Here is an 18063-nt window from a genome sequence, read left to right as displayed (position 1 = left end):
TGTGGTGGTGGTCATGACGGTGTTGCCGCCTTGCTGTTCTCGTCGGCGCGGATGGCTGTTTCCCAGCACTGGCCGCAGCCGGATGCGCCGACCTTCGGGCGCAGCTGGCCGGTCGACGCGTCGACGTGTTCGCAGCTGGCGCGGACTACGTCGGCGAGCGGGTGCTTGCGGGTGAAGTGGGCGGGCCCGACGTTGACGGTCGGGCGTCGCTGCGGCACGACGCCGATCGCGTCGCCGATCGGCGTACCTGTGCGGACCGCTCGGCGTACCTGCCGTACGGCGGCCTTGGCCTGGCCGACGCCGACGTCGCCGGCGCGGACCCGTTCGCGGGTTTCGGTGTCGAGGTCGAGCAGCGCCAGGGACTCGGAGACCCAGCTGGGCGAGAGTCCGCAGCGGGTCGCGATCTGCTCGATGGTGAGGCCGGCCTTCTGCAGTACGCCGAACTGCTCGGCGCGGTGCATCGGGTCCAGCTCGGCGCGCTGGCAGTTGGCGACCAGCATCACGATGATCTGCTCGTCCTTGTCGGCGTCGAGACCATGGCGGACCGAGCACAGGACCTGCTGCTTGCCGACCAGCCGGGCCGCGGCCGCGCGGTGCTGGCCGTCGAGGATGATCCACCGGTTGTAGTCGGTGAGGTGCTCGGTCACGATCAGCGGCGTGAGGATGCCGTGCTGGCGGATCGAGTCGGCCATCTCGCGGACCTTGTCCCGGTCCAGTGGCCGGTTGTCGGCGTGCGCGGTCAGCCGCTCGAGCGGCAGGTGCCGCAGGCTCGTTTTGGTGGGAGTCACTGGTCAGGCGTCCTTTCGGCCGGCCAGTAGGGGATCGGCCGTTCGTCAAGCCACTCGATCTCGGTGGCGCCCTTGTGACCGTGGACGGCGAGCACCGAGTCGATGTCGGGCCAGACCGCGGTCGACGGGTAGTCGCCGTACCAGCGCACCGCGACCGACCCGTCGGTGAACTGGGTGCCTTCGGCAACGGGGCCGGTGCCGGAGACGCCGGACACGTCGTGGTGCCGGATCAGGCGGAAATGGCGAGGGAGCGACGACGGGGCGGCAGGGGACACCGCCGTCGGCTGGGGTGCATCCAGCTGGGGCGCAGGCGCCCCGTCGTCGGTCTTGAGCGGGTTCTTCCACCCGCAGCACTTGTCGCAGCGGATCACGGCGCGGCCGCTGCGGGGCGCGCGCATGCAGCCTCGGCAGTACCAGGGCGTCACCGTGCACCGTCCAGCTGGTGGCCGATGGTGCGGCAGGGCGCGCCCTGGTCGACGGACCGGCTCAGCGCCGCGAGGCGCCGGTCGGCGTCGACGACCAGGTCGTCCTTGGTCGGGAGCTCGGGGAACCACTCGAGCTGGGCCGACATCACGAGACGCTCACATGGTTCGTATCGCCGCCGGCACCGAGCAGCTGCGCGGCGTGCCAGGCCTGCAGCCTGCGCAGTACGACGTACAGCGGCTGCTTGAGTTCCGGCCGCGCCGCCATCCCCTCGGCGATCGCGCTGGACAGCTGGCGCGCATCGACGGGGTACGTCCGGGAGGTATCGAGGAACGGCGCGTCCGGTTCGGGGATGTGGGTGCCGGCGAGCTGGTCCAGGGCAGCGACTGTGCGTTCGGACAGTCCGTTGAGCGTGACCCTAGGCATCGTTGCCTCCGGCCATGAACCGGTCGATGCGGGCCTGCTCGGCCTGCTCGGCGACGTCATCGGATGCGCGGTTGAACACGCCGGCGAGGACGAGGGGCGGCTGGCGCAGGTCGACGCGGGTTGCCCACGGCTGCGGTTCCGGAGAGACGCAGTCGATCTCGGGCTGCTCCGGCACGACGGCGACCGCGGTGTCGGACTCGGCTCCGCGCCGTACGGCGTCCTCGATCTCCTGCTGTGCGCTGACCTCGGCCCGGTGGTCGGCGTGGTCCTGGATCGACCAGCGGTCGACGATCGCGGCGTGCGCCTGCTCGAGCTCGGCCGCGAACCGGACCGCGTACTCAGCGGTCAGCCGGGCTTCGACCTCGGCCTCGATCTCGGTGATGCGGCGTACGAACGCGGCGTCCACGGCTTGGGCCAGGACGACGGAGACGTGCTGGCCGAGCAGTTCGGTGACGCGGACGGCCAGGTTCGGCCGGCCGAGGATCTCAGCGAGCCGGCGCACGGCGCTGCCCTTCGGGAGACGGTCCATCGCGGGCATCGGGATGCTGTCGGTTCCGTGCTGTACGGCGGTCAGTTCAACGGCTTCGGTGGTCATCAGTTCGGCCTTTCGTCGAGGACGTGCGTGGCGACGGCCGGGACCAGGACGTCGAGAGGGGTGTTCTTCGGCAGGGACCGGATGCCGCCGCCGGGGTATCCCGCGAGCCATCGCCACTGCTCGCCCGAAGTCGAGCTGGGGGGCCAGACCGTGGCTGCGATGTCGCCGGCGTCGACGTAGCGAACCTCGACCGCGCCGTGGTGCTCGACCAGGCGGGCGGTGAACTTGCCGTGCCGGTTGAACGCGTCACGGGCCTGCTTGGCCAGATCTAGGCCGCTCATCGCTCGACCACGACCCAGTCGTCGCCGAAGAAGTTGTCGGTCCACTTTTCAGCGACGACGACGCCGTCGTCGGTGTCCTTGAGCTCGGTCGGGCCGTGGGCGATGAGCATGGGATCCATCGGTCGGCCCGCGCAGGTCTTCAATGTGATTCGCTCGACGCACATACGCCGGGTGGTAGTCGGCCAGTACACGTGGCCGATCCGGAGCTCGTTGCCGGCGATCGCCACCAGCGAGGGGTCCGCCTCGAGAGCGGGTGCCGCCAGCGTGAGCTCGTCGGCCAGGTCGTGCAGGCGATCGGCGATGGTGCCGCGGCTTTCGTCGACGGCGGTCATCGGACCTCGGTCCATTCGCCGCAGCCGTCGGACTGGAACGCGACGTCGTTGGGGCCGAGCTCGACGATCTGCTTGCCGGTGCGGCCGAAGCCCATCTCGGTGACCGAGTTGAAGTCGCCGGACAGGTTGGTCAGCCTGGCCCAGTAGCAGGTCTCGACGATGACCGATTCGTACGTCGTGCGCTTGATGTCCTTGCCGATGATCCAGGTGCCGTCGCCGGTGACGATCCCGTGTACTGGCGGCGACTTCTCGGTCGGCTTGGTGCGGATCGGCTGGGGGACGGGCGGGCCGGGCTGCGCGGACGGGACGGGCGCCTTATCAGCGGTGGCGCCGGCCCGGGCGGCGATGTTGTCCGACAGGACGATGAACACCAGGACGCCGGCGATCACGATGGCGATCGCCAACGCGACCGCGACGTACGGCGTGAGCTTGTCGCGCTCGGTCTGGCGGGCCTCGGCCGCCTCGGTCAGCGGGTACCGCGGCTGTCGCGGCCGCGGTGCGTACTGCGGGAAGTCCTGCTGCTGCATGAGATGCTCTTTTCTGTCGATGGGCCCCGGTTGTCTGCTTCGCGGTAGAGCCGGGGTTCATTGCTGGACGGCGGAGGCTCAGGCGGAGCGCGTCTCGCCTGTCGTGGTCCGAGAAGCGATGTACTCGGCCAGAGCGATCTCGCTCACCCGCAGGCGCGGATAGTTCGGCGACCCGATGTCGGTGCCGGCGAGCTCACCAGCGGCCACCATCCGGCGGATGGTGTCGTCGCTGACGCCGATTCGTGCGCCGGCGGCCTTCGGGGTGAGGAGCTGCGGGGCGACGGCGTCGGAACCCAGCGGCCGAGCGGCCTCTTTCTGGAGCTTGCTCACAGGGGTACTCCCTTGCGGGTATGACGGTTGGTCGACCGCCTCATGCTGCGTCTTGCTGCGTCATGAGGCTTCACCGTATGACCGCGATGCGGACAGAGTCAACTACCTCAGTGAACTCTTTCTGCGTCGAGCTACTGCTTTCTGCGTTTCTATGCGTCATCCTGTGTCAGGCAGCATGCCGCACCATGACGCGGCACGACGCAGGAGAAAGCAGATCCCTCATGCTTAGATTCATGATTGATACGGCTGGCAGGAAGCGGATTGCCGACCTGGTGCGCGCTCAGATGGGATGGCTCGGGCTGTCCGGGCCCAAGATCGAGGCCGGCGGGCGCGTGAGCCGGGCGACCGTCGATCGGGTCAAGCGCGCCGACGAGAAGATCTCCGACAACACCCTGCGCGGCCTCGGTGATGCGCTGTCTCTGCCGCGCGACTTCTTGCTGTACGTAGGCGCCGGAGACATTGAACGGGTCGAGGCGGCGAGTGGAGATCCCGACCTGATCCGGTGGACCGTCGAGCGCATCCGCGCGGACGAGCAGCAGCCTGCGCCGAAGCGGACACGTAAGGCCGCCGGCTCGTGACGGAGCGTAGATAGTGGTACGGAAAGTGACCAAACCGAGATCGGGTGTCCGTAACTTAGGTCACACCGTGAAGGATTTAAGGGGAGTACCGACCGCGCTGCTTTGACGGGCTCACACGGCCGGCACTCCACCAAATCCAACGGGACACCATCGGGAGGGTTACGTCGTGCGACGTGCGGAGCAAGGTGTGTTTGTGGGCGGCGGTTTGCTGCTGGTAGCAGTGGGCGGTTTCTGCGCGATGTGGGAACAGGCTGGGGGATCTCAGCCGCTAGCAGGGCTCGGGCGTACGGGCATCATCGTCGGGACGATCCTGCTGTGCTACTGGGGGCTCATCCGGCGTCTGGAAAGGCGGCAGGTCGCAGAGGATCAGGCCTACCGGTTCGGGTATGACATGGGAGAGGCCGACGGGTTCCGTGCAGGCCGTCGCATCGAGCGGCCTGTGGTGGTCAGCCTCACTGACCACAAAGCGGGCAAGACCGCGGTCTTAACTCGTGCGCCGGGGGCGGCAGATCGCGGCTGAAAAAGTTGCCACAAGTTGCAATGACTTGTGTGTGTTGACCTCTTGACGGCGGCCCGGCCAACAGACTCGCCCGCATGAGCGTGGGGGATTGGGCGAGGCTGGGGGCCAGGGTCGCCGCCGAGCGGGCCCGGCAGGGACACAGCGCAGCATCGTTCGGCGCGGCCGCCGGTCTGTCGTCAACCACCGTCGACAGCATTGAGCACCACCGCAAGGAGTCCTACGATCCCGGCACGCTCGCCCAGCTCGAGCAAGCTCTCGGCTGGCAGCCCGGGTCAGTGAAGCGGGTCCTGGCCGGCCTTGAACCGAAGCCGGTCGAAGATCCGGACCTGGCCGCGGTGATCGACGCTTGGCCCAGGCTGTCGCCCGGCGCCCGGCGGATGCTGAGAGTCCTGGCGACTGAAGGCGCCGAGGCTTCCTGGTTCGAGTAGTGCGGAATGTGCGAGTGGCCTGGTACGCGGGTACCAGGCCACTCGACTAACGCTCGGCGGTTACGGCGTCGGAGTGAGTGTGGCGTTGGTCGGATAGGTCTTGCCGCCGCCCTCGAACGTCCAGTCCGGCGAGGCGTTCATGACGTCGACCGCGGACTGGATCGCCTCGTCGAAGTCGACAGGGTCGCCGAGGATGGCCGCGGGATCTTCGCGGGTGATGCGGATCTGGATGCCGTTGGTGTGGGTGAAGACAGCGCCGTACGTGGCCTGGGCTAGGAGCGAGGTCGGGGTGCCGAAGGGCATGTCGATTCTCCGTTCGTGGTGGGCGGATTACGTCCGTACTGCGGTGGTCGGTATCGGCCGGCCGAGTGCCTCGGCTGCTTCGCGGTCGATCCGGATAAGGCGCTTGCCGTACCGGAAGGCTGGCAGGTGCCCGGTCCTGATCCAGCCGCGCACGGTCTTCTTGCTGACGGCGTACATGTCAGCGACGTCCGCGATTGATAGGTATGGCTTGTCCATCACCGGCCGCCTCCTTCCAGTCCTCGCCGGCCGCGAACTCGCTCAGCCGTTTGGCGATCAGTTTGGCCCGCGCCTCGGACGCGTGCTGGTACAGCATCGCCGCTTCGGTTGTGCTCTGGCCGAGGAATGCCATCAACTCCTTGGTCGTCGCGCCCGCCTGGGCCGCCAGGGTCGCCCCGGTGTGCCGCAGTCCGTGGGGCGTGAGGTCGGGCCGGCCGGCCGCATGCTTCGCCTTGTTGAAGTGCCACAGCAGACTTGAGTGGGCGAGCTGCTCGCCGGTCTTCTGTCCCCAGAACAGCAGTCCGTTGGCGCCGAGCTGGGTGAAGCGACGGTTGTGGTCGATAACCATCGGTGCGAGGTGCGGCGGGATCTCGAGGTCGCGGGTGCCGGCGTCTGACTTCGGGTCGCCGACGATGATCTCGCCGTCGACGCGCACGACACCGCGCTCGACGATCAGCTTCAGCCGGCGGGGGTTCGTGTCCTTGCGGCGTAGCTCGGTCACCTCGCCGAACCGAAGGGCGCACCAGGCGCTCAATTGGATGACCAGCTGGAGTCGCTCAGGCATCGCGTCGGTGATGACCTGCAGCTCTTGGATGGTCGCCGGGTCGATGCGGCGCACGCGCTTGGTCTTCGCGGCTCCGGGGAGTCGGCAGGGGTTCGCGTCGAGCAGCTTGTCGTCCTCGACCGCTGTCTTCATTGCCGACAGCAACAGGCTGTAGGCGTGAGCTCGAGCTGTCTTCTGGCCCTCCGGCATCTTGGAGTACCAAGTCCTGACCGCGGCCGGGTTCATCGCCGGCACCTCGACCTTGCCAAATACAGGGTCGATGTAGGTCTCAAGCAGCCACTTGTAGTGGGCCTTGGTGCGCGGCGCCAGCGGTCTCGCTCGCTTGGTGATCCGGCTTTCGATCCACGAATGGATGTACGGGGTGACCAGAGGCACGTCGGTGATCGTCGGCTCGGTGGTTGGCTTCCACACCCCGCGCACGATGTCGGTGCGGACGCCGGCGAGGTACTCCTCGGCGTCGCCCTTGCCGTCGAAGGTGAACGCGGCCTTGTGGTCCATCCCGTCGGGCCCGACGTACCGGGCTTGGTGGCGGCCGGAGGGAAGCTTCCGGATGCTCCCGAACGAGGAGCGGGGCGTGTCTGGCATGCCTGCTATCGTGCCACCCGCGTGCCAGATTGTGCCAGTTTTAGAGTGTCACAGAGTCTCTAACTGCGTCATTATGCGTCCTACTGAGGCTGCGTCATGCTGCGTCTCCTGCGAAGCGATCCCAGGTCAGAGGCCATTTTCCGGCGAAAAATCAGTACTGGTTCGAGTCCAGTCGCGGGAGCAACAAATCAGGCCGGTTCCTCACCAGGAACCGGCCTTCCTCGTCTCCGGACCACCACCAGCCCGGCGCGCGCCCCACTCCACGCGCGCCTTCGGCCCCTCCTCGAACCCTCAGCGCCGCTTGTTCTCCTTGCGCTTCTCGATCGCCCGCTGAATCCGGTGCTGCGGCTGCCCGGTCAACTTCGCGATCAACGGCACCCGGAACTTGTACGCCGCAACGGCACCCACTACGAGCACCAGAAAAATGAACCAGCCCATCGAACTTCCCTTCATCGGACCTGGCTCCCCATCATCCCCCACCCGGACCGCAAAACCCCTCAGTCATCCCCCTGACCCACCCCTGGAATCCGATATCATCACCGAGCGCACCGGCCACCACCCGGACGCACGGGGGCGGTAGCTCAGCCGGTTAGAGCAAGGGACTCATAATCCCTGGGTCGTGGGTTCGAGTCCCACCCGCCCCACCAGCACGACGTACTGCGCCCGCGCAGCCTCTGGCTACTCGCTCCTGCATCGCGCGGGTGCCAACGCGCGGCTCGGCCTCTACTGGAGCCGCAAGGCACCAGCCCACCCGAGTTGCAGATCAAGGCTGACCACGAGGCACGGCCGCGTCCACCCATCAGGTCGATGCCGAGCGGAGTCTCAAAGTGCAGGCAAGGATGGCGCAACGTGCTCCGGCAACCGAGCCGATCAGCCGTGCCTGCAGCGGAGTCGAGGGTGGTCACGGCTTCCTCTAGGGCCAAGGCCGACCTCGGAACCAGGCGCAGCGAGTTGGGTAATTTCCGCGGAGTATCTCGAATTGAATCCGGATCGGGCGATCGCTGGGATTAGCGAGCCGTCATTGGACGAGGATTAGGGCGATCGGCGATCGGAGGCATCAAGACGCGTCAGCAAGAGTGCTTCCTCCGGGGGATAGGAAGCGCCCTTGTGTTGAGCGAGCGAAGGGTGCAACAGGCTCGAAGTTGCCTGCTCAAGATCGATGTGGAAGCGTTCGTTCTTGCCCTGGGTGGTTGGTTTGTAGGGTTTGCCGGTGATCGGCTGCACGTCGAGTGCCATCAGGTGGACGACGAGTTGGCCGAGATTCCGCGGCGGGACGGGTTGAGCGCGGATCCGTTGTCAGTCGGACAGCAGGCGAGGTGGAAGGCGACGGCGTAGCGGGAGTGGTCGTCGATGAGCTGGAAGATCACGCATCTGCGTCCGCGGGCGAATACGTACCAGGCGGTTTCCCGATCGGTTCAACCATCACTGCGGTTCTAGGCGCCCGGTTTCAGGAAGAACACCGGGATCGTGCGGTCCGTTCGGGCGGCGTACCGGGCGTAGTTCGGCCAGGTACTGAGCATGTGCTCCCAAACGGCCTCCCGCTCCTCGCCGGTGATCTCCCGCGCGGTTGCCTCGTGCTGCTCGGCGCCGACCGCCACGGTCACTCGGTCGGCAGCACGCACGTTCACCACCCAGACGGGTGTCTTCGGGCCGCCGAAGTTGGAGCCGGCGATGAGGTGCCCGTTGCGGTAGGGCACGCAGAGCAGCGGGGTGGAGCGTGGCACGCCGGACTTGCGGCCAACGACAGTGAGCATCAGGTTCGGCAGCCCGGCGACCCGCAGGATCGACCAGTGCCCGCGGCTGATCCGCTGAATCAGTTTGTCCAGCCAGGTGATCTGTGGCAGGAGCTTCGGAATCCAGGTCAGCGAGCCGATCTTGATCGCCAGCGGTGTCAGCGTGCCCATGGAGACGAGGCTAGCTCGCAACAACTCCCGGTACTCCAACAACCAGCGATACCAGTTCGCGGGGCGCCTGGTTCTGTCGACCGGTCGGGAGGTGACTGCTGCTCACTCGGTCTGGACTCACCAATGCTCAACGAGCGCAGACTCAGTTCGCCAGACCTGCGGCCGGCCTCCAGCGCATTGCGTAGTCCACGCCGTCGAGGTGATAGCGGGGCACTTCGGGCTCTATCCAGACGGTGTCGGCCGTTAGCAGCAACACATCGGCCGGGGGCTGCCTCAGGGTTCGAGCAACCGCTCCAGTTCGTCGTACCGGCGGTCGCCCCCGCCGGAGGCGGGATGTTCCTCAATGGTGGCGTCGGGCCGATCGTTCCATTGGATGAAGATCGCCATTGCTCCTGCTCCAGCGCGAGAGCCGCAGCGGAGATCGACCCCACCCAACTGCATTCGACAAAGGTAGTCGTTCAGGTTTGGACCGACGACGCTCGTACGGACCGGGTGGACGTTGACGCGTTACTCATCCGGCCTGACGGCCGCGTCGCCTGGGCCTTGCCCATCGGGCGAGACCTCGACGTCATCTCCCAGGTAGTTGCGCTGGGCACCTGGTTCGGTCACCTGCCTGAGCGCCGTATTACCTGAGCGCCGTTCTAACGGTCGTCTAAGACTCGCTCCGTAGGAAGGAGGCCTCAGCTAAGCGATGTAACTCGTCTGTAGGAGGCTAGTGATGGCAGTCAACGCAGCACCGTCCGGGGAAGCGCCGCCGGGTCGGTTGGCAGGTCGGTTGGCCGGCCGGTGGGTGCCGTGGTTGGTGATCGGCTTGTGGATGGCGCTGGCGGTGTTCATGGTGCCGCTGAGCGGAAAGTTGAGCTCGGTCACCACCGACAGTGCCGCGGACACGCTGCCGGCCAGTGCCGAGTCCACCAAGGTGGCGGTGCTGGAGGACAGTCTTCCCGGCGGGGACGACAACACGTTCGTCTTCGTGTACCACCGCGCCGGCGGCCTGACCGACGCCGACCGCGCGACGGTCGAGCGGCACTACAACACCCTTGCCAAGCGGTACCCGCCGAAGGTGGCGGACCCGGCCGGCGGCGAGGACGAGGGTCCACCGACGAGTCCCTCCACCGATGGCAAGGCGATGATGTTCACCCTCGACGTGAGCACGTCGTACGGCGGACCGGAGACCATCGTCGGCCCGTTGCGTGACGCCGCGAAGGACCGCCCTGCCGGCCTGGAGCTCGACGTGACCGGTCCGGCCGCGATCGAAGGCGACCTGGACGCCGTCTTCGACGGCATCGACCTGCAGGTCTTGCTCACGACCATCGTCGTCGTCACGCTTCTGCTCATCCTCACCTACCGCAGCCCGGTGTTGTGGTTGATCCCGCTGGTGGCCGTGGGTGCGGCCGCACTGACCTCGATGGCGACCGTCTACCTGCTCGTCAAGGGCTTCGGCATCGTGATCAACGACCAGAACTCGGCGCTGCTGACGATCCTGGTCTTCGGCGTCGGCACGGACTACGCGCTCTTGGTCATCGCCCGGTACCGGGAGGCACTTCACCACCACGAGAACGTCCGGGTCGCGATGCTCCACGCGCTTCGCGGCGCGGCGCCGGCCATCGTCGCGTCCGCGGCCACCGTGGTCGCCGGCCTGCTCTGCCTGCTCGTCGCGGACCTGAACAGCACCAGCGGACTTGGCCCGATCGGTGCGGCCGGCGTCGTGTGTGCGCTGGTGGCCATGCTGACGCTGTTCCCGGCGGTGCTCGTGGTGCTCGGCAGGCGGATCTTCTGGCCGAAGATCCCGCGGTTCAGCACGGCCGTGGAAGACAAGCCGGGGCTGTGGGGACGGCTCGGCACCGCCATCAACCGCCGCCGGTGGATGGCGGCGCTCGGCTCGCTCGGAGTCCTCGGCGTGCTCGCCATCGGGCTGGCGGGCAACACCGGCCCCCTGCGGGAGCAGGACCAGTTCCTGAACGCTCCGGAGTCGGTCACCGGCTTCACCGTTCTTCGCCAGCACTTCCCGGAGCTCGGCGGTCAGCCGATGACGATCTTCACGCGGCCCGCGCAGCAGGAGCAGGTGCTTGACGTCGTCAAGGGCACTTCCGGTGTGGCACAGGCCATGCCGGGTGAGACCAGCGGTGACTGGGCCGAAATCTCCGTGTTCCCGACGGACGCGCCGGACACCGTCGCGGAGTACGACACGATCAAGCGGGTGCGCACCGCCGTACACGCGGTGAGCGGGGCAGAGGCGATCGTCGGCGGGCCGAGTGCGGAGCACCTTGATACCGAGGTGACCACCAGCCGCGACGAGAAGCTGGTCATCCCGCTGGTGTTGATCGTCGTCCTGATCATCCTTGGGCTGCTGCTGCGGGCGATCGTGGCTCCGCTGATCCTGATGGCGACCGTGATCGTCTCCTTCGCAGCGGCCTTCGGTGGCAGCGTGTTCGTCTTCGACACGATCCTCGGGTTCAAGGGAATCGACTACTCGGTGCCGCTGCTGGCGTTCCTGTTCCTGGTGGCGCTCGGTGTCGACTACAACATCTTCCTGGTCAGCAGGGCCCGAGAGGAGGCCGTGCGTCTCGGTACCAGAGAGGGCATGCTCAAAGCCCTTTCCGCCACCGGTGGCGTCATCACCTCGGCAGGAGTGGTGCTGGCGGCAACGTTTGCGGTCCTCGCCACACTTCCGCTGGTGATGCTGGTCGAGGTCGGGTTCCTGGTCGCCTTCGGCGTGCTGCTCGATGCGCTGCTGGTGCGATCGGTTCTGGTACCGGCCCTCACCCTGCTGATCGATCGGCGGGTCTGGTGGCCGAGTCGGCTGTCCCATGCGACGGCGGAGCCGCCAAACGGGCAACAGTCGCTCGCCGACCACGGGGAGCCCGCGCTGGAACGGTGAGCGCGGCGGCACGGACGAGATCCGGGACGGGCCCTAGGCCCGTCCCGGCTTTCGTGGGCCGGACGATCGCCGCCCCTCTGTCCTGCACCGCCGGAGGGTCAGCGCGCGGAAGTGTCGTCCCCGGCGGTGAGTCGCGCGGTCGGGGCAGGCGGGGTTGCGACCGGAAGGTCGAGCCGGAGCAGCGCGCCGCCGCGTGCGGAGCGGGCGACGGTGGCTCGGCCGCCGTGGGCGTCGACGACCCGCTGCACGATCGACAGCCCCAGGCCCGAGCCCGGCAACGCCCGGGCGCTGTCGGCACGGTAGAACCGGTCGAACACCCGCGGTACGTCGGCGGCGTCGATGCCCGGCCCGGCGTCGTCGACCTCGAGCACCGCCGACGGGCCCTCGCCACGGAGCCGGACCTGTACCGGCTGGTCCGCGGGGGACCACTTGCCGGCGTTGTCGATGAGGTTGAGCACCGCCCGCTGGAGCGCAGCGGGACGCCCGCTCACCCACACGGAGGTCACGTCGAGCGCTATCTCGATGTCGGGCACGCGCGAACGCGCCCGGGTCGCGGCGGCCACCACCACGTCGGCGAGGTCGAGCTGTTCGGCGCTCTCGTCGCTGACATCACCGCGCGCCAGGTCGGTCAGCTCGGCGGCAAGGGTGCTCAACTCGGCCACCTGGGCACCGAGATCGTTGAGCAGCCGGGTCCGGCTCTTCGCCGGCAGCGCGCTGTCCAGGGTGCCGCGACGATCGAGCCGAATCAGCAGTTCGACGTTGAGACGCAGGCTGGTGAGCGGGGTCTTGAGTTCGTGGGCGGCATCCTCGGCGAGCAGCCGCTGGGCCCGGCGGGAGTCCCGGAGCGCGGCGAGCATGTCGTTGATCGACCGGATCAGCCGCCGGATCTCCCCACCGCCCTCATCGGGGATGTCGGCGTCGAGATCCCGGGTGTGCGCGACCCGTACCGCGGCGGCGGTCAGCCGGTCGAGCGGCGCCAGACCGGTCCGCGCCACGGTCCGCCCGACCAGTGCGCCGCCAACCACGCAGAGCAGCCCCATCAGCAGCATGCCCAACCCGAGCCGGGTGATCGGGCTCTCGTCGGCGATGCGCGCCACCTGCACCGCGCCGCCGCCCGCCCGCAGGGTGTAGACGAAGTAGTCGTCGTCGCCGCCGTCGTTCGACTCCATCAGGTCGCCCGACACGCCCTGCGCCACGCGCCCGGCTCGCTTGCTGACCGGGGGCAGCGCGGGCTGGCCGGCCGGCGTACGGGTAGAGCCGTCGGGCAGGATGACCCGCACCAGCCGACCGGATCCGGGGTACGGCGGTAGCTGGACCTGCGCCAGACCGGCGCGCTCTGCGTTCGTCGCCAGGACGCGAGAGTCGGTGCGTAGCTGGTTCTCGGCGGTGTCCCGCAGTTCGGAGTCCAGTAGTTCGATGCCCACCAGGAAGGCCCCGAACACGCTGACCGCGATGGCCGTCGCCGCGATCACCGTCAGCCTGGTCCGCAGGGACCGCCGGCGCCACCATCGGGTCAGCCGGCGCGGTTCCCGGGCGGCGGGCCAGCTCACGGAGGAGTCTCCCGCAACGTGTACCCCAGGCCGCGCAGCGTGTAGATCAATCGCGGCTCACCCTCGGCCTCCATCTTGCGGCGCAGGTAGCTCACGTACACCTGAAGGTTGTTGGCGGTGGCGCTCATGTCGAAGCCCCAGATCGCCTCGAACAGTACGTCGCGGGTCAACACCCGGGTCGCGTTGCCCATGAGGACCTGCAGGAGGGAGAACTCGGTTCGGGTCAGACGCAGCGGCCGCCCGCCCCGCCACGCCTCGAACCTGTCGGGATCGAGCCGGACATCGGCGAACGACAGGATCTGCGACTCTTCGTCGGTCGGCATGCGCCGCCGCAGCAGAGCCCGCACCCGGGCCAGCAACTCCTCGGTGGCGAACGGCTTGGGCAGGTAGTCGTCGGCGCCCGCGTCCAGCCCCGCGACCCGGTCCGAGACCTGGTCACGGGCGGTCAGCATCAGCACCGGCAGATCCCGGCCCGCGGCCCGCAACCGCCGGCAGGTCTCCAACCCGCCGAGGCGAGGCATCATCACGTCGAGGATCAGCAGATCCAGCGTGTCACCGCCAGGCCCATCGACCCCGTCGAGCACGGCGAAACCGTTGGCGACGGTACTGGTGTCGTATCCCTCGACCTGAAGCACCCGCTCCAGCGACTCACGAATGGCCGGCTCGTCATCCGCGATCATGATCCGCACGCCGGCCCGCCTCCTTCAGTCGATGCTTCGGCCGCTCACTGTCCCCGGTCAACCTGAGACTAGGCTTAGAGCGCCGCCGCGCATGGGGGACCGGAGGACCAGCATCGCACCCGGCAGCCGGACAGTAGATCTTCCGCGCCGCCCCGCCAGACAACCTCGCGAGGTCAGTCCCACCGGGTACGGTCTCGACCTCGCCGCCAAGCCGGCCCTGGACTGAGCACAATCCTCAATGGTGGCTGGCGATTGGGGACAAGCAGAATTCGTTGCCTTCGGGGTCGGTCAGGACGATGTTGTCTGTGTGTCGGGCCTGGATTGTCGCGCCGAGAGCAGTTAAGCGTCGGAGTTCCGGTTCCAGGTCCGCGGTGAGCAGGTCGAGGTGTACTCGGTTCTTGCCACTGGTGGGTTCTGGCACGTACTGGAACCACAGGCGGGGTCCGCTGTGTGCTGGTTCGACGAGGACTGTCGGGTCGTCCTCGGTGCTGGTGATTCCCACCGAGCGCAGGCGGGCGAGTTCTGCGTCGTCGTACGGCGCGACGGCGTAACCGTCCAAAACGTCGGCCCAGAAGCGAGCGATGGATGCGGGGTGGTGGCAGTCGAAGACGATGTCGTGGAGTCGCGCCATTCGGCCATGATCTACAAACCTCACGGACAGTGTCACGTGGATTCACGCTGACCCCGATCTGCGCAGCTACCTCTGCGGCGCCGGCGTCGAGGTGACGCGGGTGGTGTAGGAGAAGGCCATGTAGACGGTCTCGGGGCCGTTGCCGGTTCGCGGGTCGATGAGGCGGGAGCCGATGCCTTGGCCGGTGGTGGGGTCGATCAGGATGTCGAAGCGCTGGCCCTCGGAGGTGTAGCCGATGGCTTGGGCGCGTCGGCCGTCCAGGGTTTCCACGTTCTCGATTAACTGGATGCCCGGGATCTTCCGCGCTGCCTGGTACAGGGCCGCTCGGAGGTCGGGCGGGACGATCCCTGATTGCAGGACACTGCCGATACGGCTGAAGGCCCGCTGGTCCAGCGGGATGTGGTCCGCTCGAACCCGGTCGGACCAGTTTTCCTTGCGTACAGCCGGCGGGGTGTAGGTACGCAGTACTGCGAGCAGCTTGTCGGGGTCACGCGGCTGCCGGGCGAGGAAGGCTGGGGTCGGCCGGCTCCAGTCACCTGTGCACGGTTCGTCGAGGACCTCGCGCGGGATTCGCAGATCGAGGCGGAAGCCCTTGCAGTTGACGCGGACGAGGTGGGTCTTCGGCTTGGTCAGCAGGTACGGCGCGTACTTGCGCGCCGCGGCCTTCGACTCGGCGTTCGCGTAGTCCACCTTGAGGAAGTCATGGTTCCGTTGCAGGTACCCGCGGCTCGGGTCGGCGGGAATCCAGGACTCGACCATCAGCTGGCTCGTCGCCCGATACTGCTTCTTGGGACCGTACGTGTGGGCGAAGCTTCGCCGCATCGTCACCAGGTAGAACTCTCCCGGCCCGACCGACGCGTTGGGGGCGGCCTGTGACTTGGCGGCGGCGTCGGCCAGGACAGTACCGGCGTCGGCCACCGCACCCGGTACGGCGCTGCCGTCGTGGCTGACCACGTCTCGGACCAGGAAGGCGCCGGCCAGGGTCAGCGCGAGGCCGCCTGCGATGAGCAGGCGCGCTCGCGGTGCGCGGCGGCGTACCGGGCCGGCGGTGAGCAGGCGCTGACGGGCGCGAGCCAGGACGAGTGGGTCGGCGTCCGGTTCGTCGGCGCGGACGCGCTTGAGCAGGTCGATCTCGGTCATGACTGGTTCCCCTCGAAGTCGGAGCCGAGCGCGGAGCGGAGTGCTCGACGGGCTCGGTACAGGCGGGAGCTGACGGTCCCGATCGGTAGTTTCAGGGCCTCGGCGATCTCGGTGTAGCTGAGGTCTTCCCAGGCGTAGAGCAGCAGGACGTCCCGCTCGCCCTGGTTGAGGCCGGCCAGGACGCCGGTGAGGAGCCGGTTGGCCGTGGCGGCGTCGACGCGCGCGGCGACCTCAGTGGCGAGCGGGTCGTCGTACTGGTCGGTACCGGCTGGTTCGGAGCGGGCGTAGGCGCGGTACTGGCGGACCTCGTCGCGGCGCTTGCGGTGGATCAGGTTGGTCGCGATCCCGTAGAGCAGGGGGAGCGCGCCGGTTGGGGAGTCGGCGTACCGGTGCCGGCGTTCGAAGGCGATCAGGAAGGTCTGGCCGACCAGGTCGTCCGCCTCGGTTCTGCTGAGCCGGCGGGCGACGTACCGGTGGATGCGGGTCGCGTACCGGTCGAACAGCCGGGCGAAGTCCTCGGGGGTCTCGCCAAGCTGAAGCGGCGGCTCGGGATCGGCCGCTGCCTCGGTACGCCGGAGCGTGCTCGAGCCGGGCGGCTGAGCGAGCTGATGTTGGTCCCGGTCGGGCGGCGATTCGGCAGGGACGACCTCGAGCGGTTCGTCATCGGCGGTGCCGAGGCGGAGTCGGTGCATGCCCGCTTCTGCCCGCAGGCTCGATTCCTGTTCCCGCCCCATCCCCGAAGCTTCCCATTGGCCCGACCCCAGTTGTCTGTGAAGAAATTACCGATACGGAGAGTTTCGCGGTGGTAACTGTCGGGCAGAACCGTAGGTGTGCTCGTCGCCGTGCGAGCGTCCCGCCTCACGAGATTGGCTCCGCCCATGCGCAAATCTCTGCTCCAGCTCCGTCTGCCCAGTCCTGTCCGCCCTGGCTTGTTGCTGAAAGCCGGCTTGGGCTTGGCGCTCGCGACCAGCCTGACCACCGCTGCCGAAGCCGCGCCGGCACCTCCAGGCGCTCCAACTGCCGGAACCTCAGCGGTCGCCGCCGAAGCGACCGGCGTACTGCCCGTCACTCTGCGATCGGCCCAGCGGACGCTGTCCGACCAGTCGACCCGCGCTCTGGCTCAGGCGGTGGCTGCTGACGCCCTCGCCCAGAGCGCTGAGACTCGCGGCGCGACCGCCGCGCAGGCTGTTGCCCGGCTGGCTGACGCCAAGCGGGAGGTGGTGGTCGACGTCAGGTCGGCAATCGCCGGCTGGGCTCGAGGAGTCGCCTACATCGAGGCGGCCACCGTTGAGCACGCCGCTCCCCAGGGATGGTTGTTCGTCGCTCGGCACGTGAACGGGCGCTGGGTGACCGGCCTCGAAGGCGACCAGGAGTTCGCCGGTTTCGTGGCGACCTCTCCGCTCGTACCGGCCGCCGAACGCGGCAACCTGAAGGCGTTCGCGGAGAAGAAGGCGACGGCCACGAACGGCACCCTCGCCGCGACCGGCCTACTGCTGCCCTGGATGCCGGACTACTACATGACGATGTCCGGCGGCCCGCACGCCTGGGACGGCGGCTCCGGTCCCTGGAGCAGCATGGACTTCTCCGGCGGCAACGCGAGCGGCATCGTCCGCTCCTCGGGCTCCGGTACCGCGACCTCGATGTGCGGCGCGGGTGGTGGCTGGACCCGGGTGATTCACCCGAACGGGTTCTCGACGGACTACTACCACATGCACGGCGCGACGTACTACAACGGAACCGCGGTCGGCCGCAGCGCCTACCTCGGCACCATCGGCGTCGATCTCTGCGCCGGAGGAGCGGCCAGCGGCGCCCATGTTCACTGGGGTCTGCGGACCTATGACGCCAACATGAACGGCCAGTACACCAACCTGCACGGCCGGGGGATCGGTGGCTGGACCTTCTACCACGGCGGCGCGCAGTACGGCGGCTATGCGACCCGGCTGGGCGTCACGGCGTACCCCGGGCAGGCGATCTACAACCGCTTCAGCTGAACCGGTGGCCGCCTCGCCTGGCGTCTGCAGGCGAGGCGGCCGGGCGGTCAGTTCTTGCCGAGGATCGAGATCGTGCCGGTGCCGCCCTGGGAGGCCGTGCAGCTCGCCCAGGTGGTCTGACCGAGGCGCACGATCGGTGAGTAGACGTTGGTGCCGTTCGCGCAGCGGAACTTCACCTGGAAGCGCGGGTACCCGTTGGCCTCCACGCACCGGCCGAACGCGGTCAGGCCCGCGCCGGTCGAGCGCCAGATCTCGCAGTCGATCGCGGCAACGGCGGCCGGGGCGGCCTGGGCGGTCGTGACGGGCACGGCTACGGCGCCAGCCGTAGCCAGCAGGGACAGGGCACCAAGTGCGATCAGGCGCATGAATCCTCCAGCTCGATGGGCGAA

The 18063-nt window shown here is 68.2% G+C and carries 26 protein-coding genes, 1 tRNA gene and 1 pseudogene; 7 read left to right on the top strand and 21 right to left on the bottom strand.

Annotation, left to right across the window (positions count from 1 at the left end; all coding sequences use genetic code 11):
- Window positions 1-11: 11 nt before the first annotated feature.
- From OX958_RS23715 to OX958_RS23675, 9 genes are all read right to left on the bottom strand, one after another.
- Window positions 12-788, bottom strand: coding sequence for a ParB/RepB/Spo0J family partition protein (locus OX958_RS23715; RefSeq protein ID WP_270131483.1), 777 nt, complete (start codon window positions 786-788; stop codon window positions 12-14).
- The gene (locus OX958_RS23710) at window positions 785-1186 is read right to left on the bottom strand and encodes a hypothetical protein (RefSeq protein WP_270131481.1); all 402 of its coding nucleotides are present in this window, start codon (window positions 1184-1186) and stop codon (window positions 785-787) included. The genes OX958_RS23715 and OX958_RS23710 overlap by 4 nt, the downstream gene beginning before the upstream one ends.
- 23 nt (window positions 1187-1209) lie before the next feature.
- A complete protein-coding gene (locus OX958_RS23705) occupies window positions 1210-1359 on the bottom strand; it encodes a hypothetical protein (RefSeq protein ID WP_270131479.1) in 150 nt (49 codons plus the stop codon).
- Complete coding sequence (locus tag OX958_RS23700; protein WP_270131478.1) at window positions 1359-1637, bottom strand: hypothetical protein; 279 nt, start codon at window positions 1635-1637, stop codon at window positions 1359-1361. The genes OX958_RS23705 and OX958_RS23700 overlap by 1 nt, the downstream gene beginning before the upstream one ends.
- Complete coding sequence (locus OX958_RS23695; protein ID WP_270131476.1) at window positions 1630-2232, bottom strand: hypothetical protein; 603 nt, start codon at window positions 2230-2232, stop codon at window positions 1630-1632. Before OX958_RS23695 ends, OX958_RS23700 begins: the two co-directional genes overlap by 8 nt.
- A complete protein-coding gene (locus OX958_RS23690) occupies window positions 2232-2513 on the bottom strand; it encodes a hypothetical protein (RefSeq protein ID WP_270131474.1) in 282 nt (93 codons plus the stop codon). Before OX958_RS23690 ends, OX958_RS23695 begins: the two co-directional genes overlap by 1 nt.
- Window positions 2510-2845, bottom strand: coding sequence for a hypothetical protein (locus tag OX958_RS23685; RefSeq protein WP_270131472.1), 336 nt, complete (start codon window positions 2843-2845; stop codon window positions 2510-2512). The genes OX958_RS23690 and OX958_RS23685 overlap by 4 nt, the downstream gene beginning before the upstream one ends.
- The gene (locus OX958_RS23680; protein ID WP_270131470.1) at window positions 2842-3372 is read right to left on the bottom strand and encodes a hypothetical protein; all 531 of its coding nucleotides are present in this window, start codon (window positions 3370-3372) and stop codon (window positions 2842-2844) included. The genes OX958_RS23685 and OX958_RS23680 overlap by 4 nt, the downstream gene beginning before the upstream one ends.
- A 78-nt stretch (window positions 3373-3450) precedes the next feature.
- Window positions 3451-3702, bottom strand: a complete 252-nt coding sequence (locus OX958_RS23675) for a helix-turn-helix domain-containing protein (RefSeq protein ID WP_270131469.1) — start codon at window positions 3700-3702, stop codon at window positions 3451-3453.
- Between the two features lie 185 nt (window positions 3703-3887).
- On the opposite strand from OX958_RS23675, the gene OX958_RS23670 reads away from it, so the two are divergent.
- The 3 genes from OX958_RS23670 to OX958_RS23660 all read left to right on the top strand — a co-directional run bounded on the left by OX958_RS23670 (window position 3888) and on the right by OX958_RS23660 (window position 5228).
- Entirely contained in the window at window positions 3888-4280 is a 393-nt protein-coding gene (locus OX958_RS23670; protein ID WP_270131468.1) for a hypothetical protein, read from the top strand.
- A 166-nt stretch (window positions 4281-4446) separates the two neighbouring features.
- On the top strand, window positions 4447-4800 hold the full coding sequence (locus tag OX958_RS23665; protein ID WP_270131467.1) for a hypothetical protein: 354 nt from the start codon (window positions 4447-4449) through the stop codon (window positions 4798-4800).
- Window positions 4801-4874: 74 nt separating this feature from the next.
- The gene (locus OX958_RS23660; RefSeq protein ID WP_270131465.1) at window positions 4875-5228 is read left to right on the top strand and encodes a helix-turn-helix domain-containing protein; all 354 of its coding nucleotides are present in this window, start codon (window positions 4875-4877) and stop codon (window positions 5226-5228) included.
- A 60-nt stretch (window positions 5229-5288) separates the two neighbouring features.
- Here the strand turns inward: OX958_RS23660 and OX958_RS23655 are convergent, their stop codons facing one another.
- From OX958_RS23655 to OX958_RS23640, 4 genes are all read right to left on the bottom strand, one after another.
- Window positions 5289-5531: a hypothetical protein gene (locus OX958_RS23655; protein ID WP_270131463.1), complete on the bottom strand. Its 243-nt coding sequence runs from the start codon at window positions 5529-5531 to the stop codon at window positions 5289-5291.
- Between the two features lie 27 nt (window positions 5532-5558).
- Window positions 5559-5708: a helix-turn-helix domain-containing protein gene (locus tag OX958_RS23650; RefSeq protein ID WP_270131461.1), complete on the bottom strand. Its 150-nt coding sequence runs from the start codon at window positions 5706-5708 to the stop codon at window positions 5559-5561.
- 1 nt (window position 5709) lies between these two features.
- Complete coding sequence (locus OX958_RS23645) at window positions 5710-6897, bottom strand: tyrosine-type recombinase/integrase (protein WP_270131459.1); 1188 nt, start codon at window positions 6895-6897, stop codon at window positions 5710-5712.
- 291 nt (window positions 6898-7188) lie between these two features.
- A complete protein-coding gene (locus OX958_RS23640) occupies window positions 7189-7335 on the bottom strand; it encodes a hypothetical protein (protein ID WP_164603490.1) in 147 nt (48 codons plus the stop codon).
- A gap of 132 nt (window positions 7336-7467) precedes the next feature.
- On the opposite strand from OX958_RS23640, the gene OX958_RS23635 reads away from it, so the two are divergent.
- A tRNA-Ile gene (locus tag OX958_RS23635) sits at window positions 7468-7544 on the top strand.
- A gap of 505 nt (window positions 7545-8049) precedes the next feature.
- On the opposite strand, the pseudogene OX958_RS23630 reads toward OX958_RS23635, so the two are convergent.
- Window positions 8050-8291: pseudogene (locus OX958_RS23630) on the bottom strand (IS481-like element ISAar28 family transposase); the annotation flags it as partial.
- 39 nt (window positions 8292-8330) lie between these two features.
- On the bottom strand, window positions 8331-8801 hold the full coding sequence (locus OX958_RS23625; RefSeq protein ID WP_270131457.1) for a nitroreductase family deazaflavin-dependent oxidoreductase: 471 nt from the start codon (window positions 8799-8801) through the stop codon (window positions 8331-8333).
- Window positions 8802-9134: 333 nt separating this feature from the next.
- Between OX958_RS23625 and OX958_RS35395 the strand changes: the two genes are divergently transcribed.
- Window positions 9135-9434: an aromatic-ring hydroxylase C-terminal domain-containing protein gene (locus tag OX958_RS35395; RefSeq protein ID WP_442913221.1), complete on the top strand. Its 300-nt coding sequence runs from the start codon at window positions 9135-9137 to the stop codon at window positions 9432-9434.
- A gap of 85 nt (window positions 9435-9519) precedes the next feature.
- Window positions 9520-11682 carry an MMPL family transporter gene (locus OX958_RS23620; protein WP_270131456.1) on the top strand — a complete coding sequence of 721 codons (2163 nt, stop codon included), beginning with the start codon at window positions 9520-9522 and terminating at the stop codon, window positions 11680-11682.
- 98 nt (window positions 11683-11780) lie between these two features.
- Here OX958_RS23620 and OX958_RS23615 read toward each other — a convergent pair whose 3' ends face one another.
- The 5 genes from OX958_RS23615 to OX958_RS23595 all read right to left on the bottom strand — a co-directional run bounded on the left by OX958_RS23615 (window position 11781) and on the right by OX958_RS23595 (window position 16375).
- Window positions 11781-13232: a HAMP domain-containing sensor histidine kinase gene (locus tag OX958_RS23615; protein ID WP_270131454.1), complete on the bottom strand. Its 1452-nt coding sequence runs from the start codon at window positions 13230-13232 to the stop codon at window positions 11781-11783.
- Complete coding sequence (locus OX958_RS23610) at window positions 13229-13912, bottom strand: response regulator transcription factor (RefSeq protein WP_442913295.1); 684 nt, start codon at window positions 13910-13912, stop codon at window positions 13229-13231. The genes OX958_RS23615 and OX958_RS23610 overlap by 4 nt, the downstream gene beginning before the upstream one ends.
- 235 nt (window positions 13913-14147) lie before the next feature.
- On the bottom strand, window positions 14148-14543 hold the full coding sequence (locus tag OX958_RS23605) for a VOC family protein (RefSeq protein ID WP_270131452.1): 396 nt from the start codon (window positions 14541-14543) through the stop codon (window positions 14148-14150).
- Window positions 14544-14609: 66 nt separating this feature from the next.
- Window positions 14610-15683, bottom strand: a complete 1074-nt coding sequence (locus tag OX958_RS23600; protein ID WP_270131450.1) for a CU044_5270 family protein — start codon at window positions 15681-15683, stop codon at window positions 14610-14612.
- A complete protein-coding gene (locus tag OX958_RS23595; RefSeq protein ID WP_270131448.1) occupies window positions 15680-16375 on the bottom strand; it encodes an RNA polymerase sigma factor in 696 nt (231 codons plus the stop codon). Before OX958_RS23595 ends, OX958_RS23600 begins: the two co-directional genes overlap by 4 nt.
- Before the next feature lie 186 nt (window positions 16376-16561).
- On the opposite strand from OX958_RS23595, the gene OX958_RS23590 reads away from it, so the two are divergent.
- Window positions 16562-17674 (top strand): M23 family metallopeptidase, encoded by a 1113-nt coding sequence (locus OX958_RS23590; protein ID WP_270131446.1) that lies wholly within the window; start codon window positions 16562-16564, stop codon window positions 17672-17674.
- Between the two features lie 47 nt (window positions 17675-17721).
- On the opposite strand, the gene OX958_RS23585 is transcribed toward OX958_RS23590, so the two are convergent.
- Window positions 17722-18039, bottom strand: coding sequence for a hypothetical protein (locus OX958_RS23585; RefSeq protein WP_270131444.1), 318 nt, complete (start codon window positions 18037-18039; stop codon window positions 17722-17724).
- Window positions 18040-18063: the final 24 nt, after the last annotated feature.

Origin of the sequence: Kribbella sp. CA-293567 (assembly GCF_027627575.1) — a bacterium.
Classification (GTDB): domain Bacteria; phylum Actinomycetota; class Actinomycetes; order Propionibacteriales; family Kribbellaceae; genus Kribbella.
This window is presented reverse-complemented; position numbering and strand designations above follow the sequence as displayed.